The 13,038-nt window shown below is 63.8% G+C and carries 10 protein-coding genes; 8 read left to right on the forward strand and 2 right to left on the reverse strand.

Annotated features, from left to right (window positions below):
- Positions 1-28 precede the first annotated feature (28 nt).
- Entirely contained in the window at positions 29-1,822 is a 1,794-nt protein-coding gene (locus AC0L18_RS21040; protein ID WP_473494024.1) for a polysaccharide biosynthesis/export family protein, read from the reverse strand.
- A gap of 572 nt (positions 1,823-2,394) precedes the next feature.
- Here AC0L18_RS21040 and AC0L18_RS21045 point away from each other — a divergent pair.
- The 6 genes from AC0L18_RS21045 (at position 2,395) to apnL (ending at position 9,557) form a co-directional block, all read left to right on the forward strand.
- On the forward strand, positions 2,395-3,336 hold the full coding sequence (locus AC0L18_RS21045) for a substrate-binding domain-containing protein (RefSeq protein WP_473494026.1): 942 nt from the start codon (positions 2,395-2,397) through the stop codon (positions 3,334-3,336).
- 93 nt (positions 3,337-3,429) lie between these two features.
- On the forward strand, positions 3,430-4,074 hold the full coding sequence (locus AC0L18_RS21050) for a DUF2291 family protein (protein WP_473494027.1): 645 nt from the start codon (positions 3,430-3,432) through the stop codon (positions 4,072-4,074).
- Complete coding sequence (locus tag AC0L18_RS21055) at positions 4,071-5,627, forward strand: sugar ABC transporter ATP-binding protein (protein ID WP_473494028.1); 1,557 nt, start codon at positions 4,071-4,073, stop codon at positions 5,625-5,627. The genes AC0L18_RS21050 and AC0L18_RS21055 overlap by 4 nt, the downstream gene beginning before the upstream one ends.
- Complete coding sequence (locus tag AC0L18_RS21060; RefSeq protein WP_473494029.1) at positions 5,620-6,684, forward strand: ABC transporter permease; 1,065 nt, start codon at positions 5,620-5,622, stop codon at positions 6,682-6,684. Before AC0L18_RS21055 ends, AC0L18_RS21060 begins: the two co-directional genes overlap by 8 nt.
- A gap of 3 nt (positions 6,685-6,687) precedes the next feature.
- Positions 6,688-7,722 (forward strand): Gfo/Idh/MocA family protein, encoded by a 1,035-nt coding sequence (locus AC0L18_RS21065; protein ID WP_473494030.1) that lies wholly within the window; start codon positions 6,688-6,690, stop codon positions 7,720-7,722.
- Positions 7,719-9,557: a D-apionate lactonase gene (gene apnL / locus AC0L18_RS21070; RefSeq protein ID WP_473494031.1), complete on the forward strand. Its 1,839-nt coding sequence runs from the start codon at positions 7,719-7,721 to the stop codon at positions 9,555-9,557. The genes AC0L18_RS21065 and apnL overlap by 4 nt, the downstream gene beginning before the upstream one ends.
- Before the next feature lie 18 nt (positions 9,558-9,575).
- Here the strand turns inward: apnL and AC0L18_RS21075 are convergent, their stop codons facing one another.
- Complete coding sequence (locus tag AC0L18_RS21075; RefSeq protein WP_473494032.1) at positions 9,576-10,286, reverse strand: transcriptional regulator NanR; 711 nt, start codon at positions 10,284-10,286, stop codon at positions 9,576-9,578.
- A gap of 142 nt (positions 10,287-10,428) precedes the next feature.
- On the opposite strand from AC0L18_RS21075, the gene oiaX reads away from it, so the two are divergent.
- Both oiaX and AC0L18_RS21085 read left to right on the forward strand, forming a co-directional pair.
- Positions 10,429-11,679, forward strand: coding sequence for a 3-oxo-isoapionate-4-phosphate decarboxylase OiaX (oiaX, locus tag AC0L18_RS21080; protein ID WP_473494033.1), 1,251 nt, complete (start codon positions 10,429-10,431; stop codon positions 11,677-11,679).
- 4 nt (positions 11,680-11,683) lie between these two features.
- Positions 11,684-13,018, forward strand: a complete 1,335-nt coding sequence (locus AC0L18_RS21085) for a four-carbon acid sugar kinase family protein (RefSeq protein WP_473494034.1) — start codon at positions 11,684-11,686, stop codon at positions 13,016-13,018.
- Positions 13,019-13,038 lie beyond the last annotated feature (20 nt).

The following is a 13,038-nucleotide window of genomic DNA, read 5'->3' on the forward strand; positions in this document are numbered from 1 at the left end:
CCGAAATGCACTTCACGATCAGCCCTCGCTAGGGAGCGCCGAGCTTCGGCGGTCGTGTCGGGAGCAACGCGTCGGGAAGCGCGATGGTCGCCACCAGAACAGGTCGCGATGGTTTTTTGGCCTTCACTTTGTGGTTTTCCCGCAACCCCGATTGACGGGCTGGTCGCGAGCGCACGGACACATCTGCACGCGAAGCTGCGACGGCACGCGCTTTCGGAACGCGGTTGATACGCTCGCTGCGACGCTCATCCCGGGCCTTTTCAACGTCAATCGCCTTTCGAGCGGCGCTGAGCTCGCGGGCCAGGCCGACGGCCTTGTTGCGCTCTTGCTCCAACGCCACGCTCAGCTCCATCGAGACGCGGCTCGCTTCCTGCCTCGCCGCGTCGCGTTCCCGCCGGGCGCTGTCGCGATCACGAGCAGCTGAATCTGCCCGTTCGCGCTCCAGTTCGAGTGCGTCGCCAGATCGCTTCAAAGCCGCCTCGGCCACCTGTCGTTCCCTGATGGCGTCGGTGCGCGCAGCCGCAGCCAGATCCGCGCTTGTCTTAAGCGCGCCGACGGTTTGGCGCGCCGCGGTGAGTTCGCGTTCGAAGCGCTCAGCCTTGTGCCGCTCCTCATCAAGCGCTCGCTGCGCCTCTGCCACAGCGGCCGCCATGGAGTGACGCGCTTCAAGCAAGGCGGCCTTCTCGTGAACGGCGAGAGTGGCTTTGGCCTTCAAGCCTTTGACTTGGCTTTGCGCCACTTCCAGATCGAGCGCGAGCTCTTCGGCCCATCGCCGCTGCTGTTTTAGCGCTTGTGCTTGTTCAGCCATCATGTCGGCTACCGCACGCGCCTGCGCACTGGCATCGCGGGCGCCGCGCTGCATCACGGCAAGTTCGGCTCGCGCCGCCGCCAAATCGCGGCCGTCATGGTCAGCGCGAGCCGGGTCACCGCGAGCCGGCTGCACGCTCTTCCTGAGCGCGTCGACTTCCCTTAGCGCCGCAAAGAGCTTTTGTTCCAGCGTACCGCGGTCAGTCCGCACCGCATCAAGTTCCCGCACCAAGGCGTCAGCCCGGTGACGCGCCGTCGCAAGGTCCTGATTGTGTCGCGCGGCATCGTTGCGAGCAGTCTGGCGAGCCGCAAGTGCTTCCGCGCGCGCTGCCGCAATTTCCATGCGAGCGGCGGCTAGCTCATTCAGCAATGCCCCTTGCAGCGTTTGCTGCTGCTCCGCAGCAGGCTGCCGAGATGTGTGGGAACCGCGCACGCCCGGTTGCGCCTCGGCCTGGCCGTTCTCGACACTGGCGCGTTGCGAAGCCACGGCCGAAGAGCCGTCGCTGGCTGCGTCAGCCGGCGGTTCGGGCGCTTCTTGTTTGACCTCCACCGAAGCTGTGAGGTCCGAAGGCGAACTTTGTATCAGTTTGACGGTTATGTCAGCCCGTTCCTGACGGCCGCTCCTGGCTTGCAAGCGATCGGAAATCAGCTTTGCCAGCTCCTCCTCACGCAGACCTGCGGCGGCAATGCTGCCGATCAAGGGAAGGTCAAGTGTGCCAGTCGAGTCGATGGTGAAACTATGGTTGAGCTGCAACGCTTCCAGAACGCCGTCGCGCAAGGCAGTCCACTGCCAAACGTGCAGTTCGATCGTGTCTCGCGGAGCAAGTCTGTCGTCAGCCTTCGGCCGACCGTGTGCCGCAGATCCCAGCAGCAGGATGATACACAACGAAATGAGGCACAGCATGGCGCTGCCCCTCCTGCCGCGCATGCCACGCAATGAAAGCGAATGCCGTCGGTCAGCAAAGCTTGGCGCGGGGCTGCAGGATGGCGGCCTGAAACTCTGCACAAAAGTCATAGCTGAACCTCACCGGCAACGCGACCCTTGCCGCGAACGGATTTCATTAGGAAGAAAACCGCGCGCAGGCTGGGGTCGGGGAGAAATTCCACAACCACGACGCGACACTAGCAAAGCCTGCGCGTACCCGCTGAGCACCGAATAAGGCTTAGGAGTGTCTACTCCTTACTTAAATTATTGCGCCCTCACCCGCATATCATACTCCTTAAGGCGGTGGTTCTCCAACCTGGCCAGATGCAGGCGCATCGTAGGGAACGAAGTATCGCTCTTGGTGGGATGGCTCTCCGGTGGCGCTTGCTGCTCATCAGATACATATCATCTGAATTTGTGGTTGACTCATTATACCAGTTGGCTTAGCTGTTGGATTGGCTTTGGCCAGCCGAGGCCGGGCTGAAAATTGGGCAGGCGGCAGGTGGAGGGGCAGGCTGAAGACGGAACCGAGCCGGATGATCCGCCCGGGTGAGCCGGCAAATGACCCGATCCGCGAAACCGGACGCGATCCGCCTGACAAACTGGAATGCATTTCAGCCTGGGCCGCGGAAGCGCAGGCTTTTTCAAAATGGGAGGAAATCATGAAACTCACTCGCAGAATGACATTTGCGGCTTTTGCCGGCATGCTGGCGCTGGGCACCGCGGCACCCGCCCATGCGGCGGATCTCATTGCCATCATCACGCCCTCGCACGACAACCCATTCTTCAAGGCCGAAGCCGTCGGCGCGGAAGCCAAGGCCAAGGAACTCGGCTATGAAACGCTGGTGCTAGTCCATGACGACGACGCCAACAAGCAGTCCGAGCTGATCGACACGGCGATCGGCCGCGGCGCCAAGGCGATCATCCTCGACAATGCCGGCGCCGACGCCTCGGTCGCCGCCGTGCAGAAGGCCAAGGACGCGGGCGTTCCGTCGTTCCTGATCGATCGCGAGATCAACGCCACCGGCGTCGCCGTCGCGCAGATCGTCTCCAACAACTACCAGGGCGCCCAGCTTGGCGCGCAGGAGTTCGTCAAGCTGATGGGCGAGAAAGGCAATTACGTCGAGCTGGTCGGCAAGGAATCCGACACCAATGCCGGCATCCGCTCCAAGGGCTACCACGACGTCATCGACGACTATCCGGATCTGAAGATGGTGGCGCAGCAATCGGCCAACTGGAGCCAGACCGAGGCCTATGCCAAGATGGAATCGATCCTCCAGGCCAACCCGGACATCAAGGGCGTGATCTCCGGCAACGATACGATGGCGATGGGCGCCCATGCCGCCCTTGCCGCCGCCGGCCGCAAGGACGTCATCGTCGTCGGCTTCGACGGATCGAATGACGTCCGCGACTCGATCGCCTCTGGCGGCATCAAGGCCACGGTCCTGCAGCCGGCCTATGCGCAGGCACAGATGGCGGTAGAGCAGGCCAACGACTTCATCAAGAACAAGAAGTCTCCGGCCGAGGAAAAGCAGCTGATGGACTGCGTCCTGATCAATGGCGACAATGCCGCCAAGCTGGAAACCTTCGCGCTGACCAACTGAGCCGGTGTGACATCAATCGCAAGGGACGAGCTTCCGGCTCGTCCCTTGCTTCCATTTCCCGGGTGCCCTGACCGCCATGCCGAACAAGCCGACATGTTGAACAAGCTGACTTGGGCGACCGTTGCCGTGATATTTGGCATCAGCCTGACTGCCTGCAAGATCCTGCCGACACCGTCCGCGGAAAATGGCGGCAATGCACCGGCCTTCAATGCGGACAAGATGGTCGGCGATATCTGGGCTGCCAAAATGCTGCCCTATCTCCAGCAGAAGGCCGGATCGTTTCCCGAGGTTCACGCCCTGGCGAAAGCCGATCCTGCGGCTGCCGGCGCCAAGTATGGCAATCCGAAGAAGCAGGCGAATTCGCCGTGGACCTTCGCGGTTCGCCTCGAAGGCAAGATTGTTGCGGCGAACACACAATCACGCGCGGCAACCATGGATGTCGATGCCGACGGTGACGGCAAGGCGGATGCACGGGTGCAGATCGGACCGGCGATGCGTGGCACCGCGCTGCGCGACAGCCTCGACTTCATCCAGTTCAACGATTTCACCAATCAGATCGACTTCGCCCAGTTCGGCAAGGCGTTCAACATCCATGCCGACAAGACGGTGCTCTCCAAGCTGCCGCGCGAAGCGCTGGAGGGCCGCAGCGCCAGGGTCGTCGGCGCTTATGTCATGGGCAGCGGCCAGGACCTGCCGCTGGTGACCCCGGCGGAGGCAGAGGTGGGGCCGAAGCCATGACTGCCGCCGGCGATCATGATGTCATCCTGAAGCTGGAAGACGTCTCCAAGGTCTATTCGGGGACAGTCGCGGTCAAGCGCGCGAATTTCGAAGTGCGCAAGGGCGCGGTCAACGTGCTGGTCGGCGAAAACGGCGCCGGCAAATCGACGCTGATGAAGATCATCGCCGGCGTCGAACAGCCGACGCTCGGCCGCATTCTCCTGGAGGGCGAAGAGGTTTCCTTCTCCTCATCCGGCGACGCGGTGAACCGCGGCATCGGCATGGTGTTCCAGGAGTTGAACCTGTTCGGCAACCTGACGGTGGCCGAGAATATTTTCGCCACCCGCGAGATCACCAACCGGTTCCGCAAGATCGACAGCCGGGAACAGGAGCGCCGCGCGGCGGAATTTCTCGAGCGCCTGCAAGCCGGCATCCGGCCGGACATGCTGGTCGAGGATTTGCGCATCGGCCAGCAGCAACTGGTCGAGATCGCCAAGGCGGTCTCGCTCGATGCGCGCATCCTGATCATGGACGAACCGACCTCGGCGCTGAGTGCGGCGGAAGTCGAGATCCTGTTCAAGGTGATCGCCGACCTTAAGGCGCGCGGCGTGGCGATCGTCTACATCTCGCACCGGCTCGAGGAGCTGATCCGCATCGGCGACTACATCACCGTGCTGCGCGACGGCCGCATCACCGGCCAGGAGAGGATGAAAAACGTCGACACGCAATGGATCGTGCGGCAGATGATCGGCTCCGACGCCAAGGACTTCGCCAAGCCCGACGGCCATGTTCCGGGCGAAGAGATCTTCCGCGCCGAGGATATCTGCCTGCCGCGCGTGACCGGCGGGCTTGCGGTCGATCATGTCTCGCTGTCGCTGCGTGCCGGCGAGATCCTCGGCATATACGGCCTGATGGGCGCCGGTCGCAGCGAGCTGTTCGACTGCATCATGGGGCGCCACGGCCATGCCACCGGGGCGATCTTCATTGCCGGCAAGAAGGTCAGGGAACGCGACACCACGCGGCGCATCCGGCGCGGGCTGGCGCTGATCCCCGAGGACCGCCAGCGCGAAGGGCTGGTGTCGATCCTCTCGGTCGCCAGCAATCTGACGCTGGCCAGCCTGTCGCGGTTTGTCCGCCTGTTCCATATCAGCGGCGCCAAGGAGAACCAGGCGGTGACGCAGATGGTGCGGGAACTGGCGATCAAGGTCGCCGATCCGGCGCAGGAGGTCACGTCGCTGTCGGGCGGCAACCAGCAGAAGGTGGTGATCGGCAAGGCGCTGCTCACCGGACCGAAGGTGCTGTTGATGGACGAACCAAGCCGCGGCATCGATGTCGGCGCCAAGGCCGACGTCTTTCGCACCATGCGCAAACTGTCCCGCGACGGGCTGGGCATTCTGTTCGCCACCTCCGATCTCGACGAGGTGATGGCGCTGTCCGACCGCATCGCGGTGATGAGCAATGGAAAACTGACCGGCATGTTCGATCGCGCCGAGGCGACGGAGGCGGCACTTGTCGCCGCATCGGCGCTTGGCCACGGGCCGGTCCCGCACATGGAGAGCTACGCCCATGACTGACATCCCGGCCAAGGCTTCGGTTGCCTCCGCCTCGAGCGGCTCCGTGCTGCTGACGCTGATGAAGGCGAGGACGTTCATTGCGCTGATCGCCGTCCTGATCTTCTTCTCGATCGCGGCGCCGAATTTCCTTTCGGCTGCCAACCTGATCCTGATGTCGAAGCACGTCGCGCTGAACGCCTTCCTCGCCATGGGCATGACCTTCGTCATCATCACCGGCGGCATCGACCTCTCGGTCGGCTCGATTGTCGGCCTGTGCGGCATGGTCGCCGGCTATCTCGTGCTCAACGGCATCGACCTGCAGGTCGGCTACACGATCTATTTCAACGTCTTCGAGATCGCACTGATCACGCTGGCGGTCGGTATATTGATCGGCGCCGTCAACGGATTGCTGATCACCAGGCTGAATGTCGCGCCGTTCATCGCCACGCTCGGCGTGCTCTATGTCGCACGCGGCCTGGCGCTGCTGTCGTCGGATGGTCGCACCTTTCCGAACCTCGTCGGCAAGCCCGATCTGGGCACGACCGGGTTCAGCTTCCTCGGCGCCGGCCGGCTGCTCGGCCTGCCGGTCTCGATATGGATTCTTGTCGTCGTAGCAGTTGGGGCGGCCTATCTCGCCAAATACACCCCGCTCGGCCGCCACATCTTCGCAGTCGGCGGCAACGAACGGGCGGCGCGGATTTCGGGCGTCAGGGTCAACATGGTGAAGATGTTCGTCTACATGTTCTCCGGCTTCTGCGCGGCGGTCGTCGGGCTGATCATCTCGTCTGAACTGATGGCCTCGCATCCGGCGACCGGCGAAAGCTTCGAGCTCAACGCCATCGCCGCGGCGGTGCTCGGCGGCACCTCGATGTCGGGTGGCCGCGGCACGATCGGCGGCACCATCGTCGGCGCCTTCGTCATCGGCATCCTTTCCGACGGGCTGGTGATGATGGGGGTGAGCTCGTTCTGGCAGATGGTGATCAAGGGCCTCGTCATCATCGTCGCCGTCGTCGTCGACCAGGCGCAGCGCCGGCTGCAGAGCCGGGTGACGCTGATGCAGATGGCAAAGGCGGGCTGACCCGTGGCGGAACTGCGAGGAGCGCTGATCGGCTGCGGCTTCTTTGCCGTCAACCAGATGCATGCCTGGCGCGACATCGACAGCGCCTCGATCGTCGCCATCTGCGACCGCGACCCGGAACGGCTCAACGTGGTCGGCGACCAGTTCGGCATTGAGCGACGCTACACAGACGCGGCGGCACTGTTTGCCGGCGAAAGCCTGGATTTCGTCGATATCGCCACCACCGCGCCGAGCCATCGTTCGCTTGTCGAGATGGCGGCACAAAACCGCGTTCCGGCGATCTGCCAAAAACCGTTTGCGCCGACGCTTGCCGACGCCAAGGCCATGGTGAAGGCCTGCAGCGATGCCGGCGTGGCGTTGATGGTGCATGAGAATTTTCGCTGGCAGTCGCCGATCCAGGCGGTGCGCGCCGTGCTCGACAGCGGCGACATCGGCACGCCCTTCTTCGGCCGGATCTCGTTCCGCTCGGCCTATGACGTGTTTTCCGGGCAGCCCTATCTGGCGACGGGAAAGCGCTTCATCATCGAAGACCTCGGCATCCACAGTCTCGACATAGCCCGCTTCCTGCTGGGCGACGTTTCGACGATCACGACCCGAACCGCTCGCATCAACCCCAACATTGCCGGCGAGGACGTCGCTACCATGCTGATGGACCACAAGAGCGGTGCAACGTCCGTGGTCGACTGCAGCTATGCGACCAAGCTCGCGACCGAGCCGTTTCCGCAGACGCTGGTCGAGATCGACGGCAGCGACGGCACGATCCGGCTCGAGCAGAATTACCGGCTCACCGTCACCGGCAGGAACGGAACGGCGGTCAGCGACGTCTCGCCGCCGCTGCTGCCCTGGGCATCGCGGCCGTGGCACAACATCCAGGAAAGCGTCGTCGCCATCCAAAAGCACTGGGTCGCCTGCTTGGCGAGCAAAACCGAGCCGGCAACCTCGGGCGCCGACAATCTTAGGACCTTGGCGCTGGTCGAGGCCGCCTATGCCGGTGCTGCAAGCGGTGAACCGGTGCAACTCGACGCTTTGCTGAGATGATCGCGGATGCCTTCCTCCTCTATGGCACACACGCGGTCGAGACCGAGCAAGTCAGCTTGCGCGCCGGCGCGCTCAGCGCCGACTTCGTCAACGGCAATCTGCGCACCATCCGCCATGGCGGCATCGAGGTGCTGCGCGCCATCGCCTACATCGTCAGGGATCGCGACTGGGGCACCTACGAGCCGGCGCTGACGGATTTGGTCATCGACCAGGGCGCCGACACTTTCACTGTCAGCTATTCGGCAAGCTGTGTCGGACCGGAGCGAAGCCGGCTCGACTTTCGCGCGACGATCAAAGGTTCCGCCGACGGCCAGCTGGTTTTCGACGTGAGCGCGCTTCCCGAAAACGCTTTCGAGACCAATCGCTGCGGCTTCTGCATCCTGCATCCGATCGCCGGCCTGGCTGGCAGCCCGGTCACTGTCGAGCACACCGACGGCAGCGTCGTCGCAACGAAACTTCCTGAGCTGATCGACCCCTGGCAGCCTTTCAAGGATCTGCGGGCGATCACGCATGAGGTCCGGCCCGGCGTCACCGCGGAATGCCGGATGGAAGGCGATGCGTTCGAGATGGAGGACCAGCGCAATTGGTCGGACGCGTCCTACAAGACCTATGTCCGGCCGCTGGCGCTGCCTTGGCCCTACATGCTGCCCGCCGGCCAGACTCTGCGCCAGACGGTCAGTCTGCGTGTGACCGGCGACGGCAGGGTGCCGGCTGCCGCAGCAACCGCCGAGCCGGTCCGAGTCGAACTCGGCGAAACCGGACCGCTGCTGCCGGATATCGGCGTGATCATCTATCCGGACGAGGCCGAGACGGCGCTGGCAAACCTGCCGACACTGTCCGCGCTCGGCCCGCAGCAGCTGATGTTCCATTACGATCCAACGCGGGGCCATGGCCCCGACGCCTTGCAGTCCTTTGCCCGGCTTGCCGCATCCTACCCGGTCGAGACCACGCTCGAATGCGTCGTTTCCTGCGTTGGCGATCTCGATGCCGAGCTCTCAGGCGTCGCGGGCATGGTGCGTCAGGCCGGGCTGAAACTCTCGGCTATTGCCGTCTCGCCTTCGGTCGACCGGCAGTCGACGCCGCCGGGCAGCGCATGGCCTGAATGTCCGCCGCTTGAAGATGTCTATGCCGCGGCGCGCCGCGCCTTTCCCGACGTCCGCCTCGGCGGCGGCATGTTCAGCTATTTCACCGAACTCAACCGCAAGCGCGTTCCCGCCGATCTGCTCGATTTCGTCAGCCACTGCACCTGCCCGATCGTGCACGCCGCCGACGATCTCAGCGTCATGCAGTCGCTGGAGGCGCTGCCGTTCATCACCCGATCGGCGCGAGCGATCTTCGGGGCAAAACCCTACCGGATCGGCCCGTCGACCATCGCCATGCGGCAGAACCCCTATGGCGGCGCGACCAAGGCCAACCCGCACAATCAGCGCATCGCCATGGCCGACCGGGATCCCCGCCATGCCGGGCTGTTCGCGGCAGCATGGACGATCGGCTATGGCGCGCGGGTCGCGCCGGCCGGGCTGGAGATGCTCACGCTGTCCAGCTTCAGCGGACCGTTCGGCGTGCTGGCGGCATCCGGGGAACCCGTCGGCGAAGGTGAACACCTGCCGATCTTCCAGGCCGTGCAGGGGCTTTGCGAACTGGCCGGCTTCAGGCAGGTAGCGGCGAGGACGAGCGATGAGACGCGGCTGCTCACGCTGGCCGGCCGTTCTGCCGCGGGCCAGACCGTCATGTGGCTGGCGAACCTGACGGCGAGCGAAGTGACGGTTGATATTTCCGGGTTCGAGCGACGCCACCTGGTGATGACGCCTTACGCGATCACCCGGATCGGGTGAATCAGCTGCCGGAATTCATCATCCGGAATTCATCACATAGAGCGCGCGCGAGCGCTCGAGGTGCTTGATCATCGCCTTCTCGGCGCCGTCCGCGTCCTTCTGCTCGATGCGGCCGATGATCTCTTCGTGCTCGGTCAGCGTGAAATTTTCCTTGCCGCTCCAGATCAGCATCTCGGTGTGATATTCCTTCAGCCAGCCAAGCATCGCTTCGCTGACCGCGACATAGATCGGGTTGCCGGATATGGCCGCGATCTGGGTATGAAACTTCATATCGGCGGATATGAAGGCTTCGGAATCGCCGCGAAAGCTCCGCTGTTCGGCAACGGTTGCCCGCAACCGCTGCACGTCCTCGGTGGTGGCCTTTTCGGCGGCTTCCCTGACCATGCCGCGCTCGAAGAAGATGCGGGCGCTCTTGAGGTGCTCCAGCGTGTCCTTCGATGACGACAGAATGATCTTGGCGGCGCCGTCGACCTGCTTGATGATCGACTTGGCGGTCAGCTGAAGCACCTTCGCCCGCTCGCCATGCGAGATCGCGACAAGGCCCATATTGCTCAACGCCTGCATCGCCTCGCGGATCGCCGGCCTGCCGACCGCGAAGCGCTCCATCAACTCGCGCTCCGATGGCATGTCGTCGCCCGGCTGCAATTCGCCGCTGGTGATTAAGCGCTTCAGTCGCAAAAACACTTCGTCGGAAAGTTTGCGCCGGACGATCGGCTCCGAACGGTTCATCGTAGCAAATCACTCCCTTGACCAGTTCTGTTTAGCATCGTCATCACGAATCCTCGGAATGCTCGGCCGAGCAGGATATCGCTTGCAATGCTTATGTACTCATTATACCAGATTTCGAGGATCAGGGAACTTTTTTCGGACTATGATCACCCTCACCTATCGCATCGAAACCCCAGGCAGCATCGAGGCGCTGGCGGCCAAGATCGCCAGCGACCAGTCGACCGGAACCTTCGTCGCGCTGGCCCGCGAGACCGAGGAGCTCAAGGCCCGGGTGGCGGCGCGCGTATTGGCGATACGGCCTCTGCCGGACGCCGATCGCCCGTCCCTTCCCGAAGCCGGCGACGGGCCCTTCAAGCGGGCGGATGTCGACATCGCATTTCCGCTTGATGCCATCGGCACCGATCTTTCGGCATTGATGACCATCGCCATTGGCGGCGCCTTTTCGATCAAGGGCCTGTCCGGCATTCGCGTCGTCGACATGAAGCTGCCGGAGGAATACCGGGGTGCGCATCCGGGTCCGCAATTCGGTGTCGCCGGCAGTCGCAGGCTGACCAGCGTCAGGGATCGCCCGATCATCGGAACGATCGTCAAGCCGGCGCTTGGGCTGCGCCCGCACGAGACGGCCGAAATGGTTGGTGAGCTGATCGACGCCGGCGTCGATTTCATCAAGGACGACGAGAAGCTGATGAGCCCGGCCTATTCGCCGCTATCGGAACGGGTGAAAGCGATCATGCCGCTCGTCCTCGACCATGAGCAGAAGACCGGCAAAAAGGTGATGTATGCCTTTGGCATCTCGCACGCCGACCCGGACGAGATGATGCGCAACCATGATCTGGTGGCGAAGGCCGGCGGCAATTGCGCCGTGGTCAACATCAATTCCGTCGGCTTCGGCGGCATGACTTACCTGAGAAAGCGCTCCAGCCTGGTGCTCCATGCCCACCGCAACGGCTGGGACATCCTCACCCGCCACCCCGGCCTCGGCATGGATTTCAAGGTCTGGCAGCAGTTCTGGCGGCTGCTCGGCGTCGACCAGTTCCAGATCAACGGCATCGCCTCGAAATACTGGGAGCCGGACTGGTCCTTCATCAGTTCCTTCGAGGCGGTGACCACGCCGATCTTTTCGCCGGAGGATTGCGCGCTGCCGGTCGCCGGGTCCGGCCAATGGGGTGGACAAGCCCCCGAAACCTACCGGCGAACCGGCCGAACGGTCAATCTTCTCTATCTCTGCGGCGGCGGCATCGTCAGCCATCCTGACGGACCGGGCGCCGGCGTACGCGCCGTGCAGCAAGCCTGGCAGGCGGCCGTCGATGGCATATCGTTGGCGGACTTCGCCCTGAGCCACCCGGAACTGGCGCGGTCGATCGAGAAATTCGGCGACGGCAAAGCGGCCTGACGCCATGCAAAGCCTGCTTCTGAGCTATTATGGCGATGATCTCACCGGCTCGACCGACGTCATGGAGGCGCTCGAGCTCGGCGGTGTGCCGACCGTGCTGTTCATGCGTCAGCCGGACGAGGCCATGCTTTCGCAGTTCGGGCATTGCCGTGCCATCGGCCTGGCCGGCACCAGCCGAAGCGAGACACCGCAGTGGATGGACATGCACCTCAACCGCGCCTTCGCCTGGCTGAAGACCCTGAACGCCGAGATCTGCCACTACAAGGTCTGCTCGACCTTCGATTCCAGCCCGGCGATCGGCAGCATCGGCCGGGCTATCGAGATCGGCCGCTCGGTTTTTAGCAAGGACAGCGTGCCGCTGGTGGTCGGCGCGCCGCAGCTCAAGCGCTACACCGCCTTCGGCCATCTGTTTGCTGCTTACCGCGACAAATATTTCCGTATCGACCGCCATCCCGTAATGAGCCGCCACCCGACCACGCCGATGGATGAATCCGACCTGCTGATCCATCTGTCGCGCCAGACGGACCTCACCTCGGGACTGGTGGATCTGGCGACGCTGCAGTCAGCGTCGCGATCGGAAGCATTCGATCGCTTGCTCGGCGATGGCACCAGCATCGTGCTGTTGGATGTCGACAGCCTGGAAAGTCAGGCGCTTGCCGGCAAGGAGATATGGCGCGTTCGCCGGCCGGGCGGCACATTCGTCGTCGGCTCTTCGGGCATCGAATATGCGCTGCTGGCCGAATGGGCCGCCAACCGGACCGTCCGTGCCGAGCCCAGCTTTTCGCCGCCGGGTGCGGCCGACCGGATCGCAGTGGTATCGGGCAGCTGCTCGCCGACGACGGAACGACAGATCCGGCATGCTTTGACGGACGGATTCGACGGCGTCGCGGTGGACCCTGTCGAACTGGTTTCCGAGGCCTCCAGCGATGCTATTGCGCGCGCGGCAGCAAGCGGGCGTGCCAGCCTCGAAGCCGGTCGCAGCGTCGTCCTCTACACCGCCCTCGGCCCCACAGCCGACCGGGGCGCCGAGATCGACCGGCAGGAAGGCGCCCGCCACAAGCTTGGCCGCAGCCTCGGCGAACTTCTTCGCGAGCTTACGATCGAGCAGAAATTGCAGCGCGTGGTCATTGCCGGCGGTGACACGTCGAGCCATGCGCTCGGCCAGATGGGCGTCGATGCGCTGACGGTCAGGATGCCGCTGCCCGCCTCGCCGGGCTCGCCGCTTTGCGTCGCCCACTCGCGCGTCAAGGCGATCGACGGACTGGAGATTGCGCTCAAGGGCGGGCAAGTCGGTACCGATCGCTATTTCTGCGCCATCCGCGATGGGCTCGGCGGCTGACAGCAGGCGCGCTGGATTTG

Source organism: Mesorhizobium sp. WSM4819, from assembly GCF_055811215.1.

Coding starts and splice junctions, on each gene's coding strand:
- oiaX (WP_473494033.1), top strand. CDS start 10,429: ATGATCACCCTCACCTATCGCATCGAAACCCCAGGCAGCATCGAGGCG.
- apnL (WP_473494031.1), top strand. CDS start 7,719: ATGATCGCGGATGCCTTCCTCCTCTATGGCACACACGCGGTCGAGACC.
- AC0L18_RS21055 (WP_473494028.1), top strand. CDS start 4,071: ATGACTGCCGCCGGCGATCATGATGTCATCCTGAAGCTGGAAGACGTC.
- AC0L18_RS21045 (WP_473494026.1), top strand. CDS start 2,395: ATGAAACTCACTCGCAGAATGACATTTGCGGCTTTTGCCGGCATGCTG.
- AC0L18_RS21050 (WP_473494027.1), top strand. CDS start 3,430: ATGTTGAACAAGCTGACTTGGGCGACCGTTGCCGTGATATTTGGCATC.
- AC0L18_RS21085 (WP_473494034.1), top strand. CDS start 11,684: ATGCAAAGCCTGCTTCTGAGCTATTATGGCGATGATCTCACCGGCTCG.
- AC0L18_RS21075 (WP_473494032.1), bottom strand. CDS start 10,286: ATGAACCGTTCGGAGCCGATCGTCCGGCGCAAACTTTCCGACGAAGTG.
- AC0L18_RS21060 (WP_473494029.1), top strand. CDS start 5,620: ATGACTGACATCCCGGCCAAGGCTTCGGTTGCCTCCGCCTCGAGCGGC.
- AC0L18_RS21040 (WP_473494024.1), bottom strand. CDS start 1,822: ATGACTTTTGTGCAGAGTTTCAGGCCGCCATCCTGCAGCCCCGCGCCA.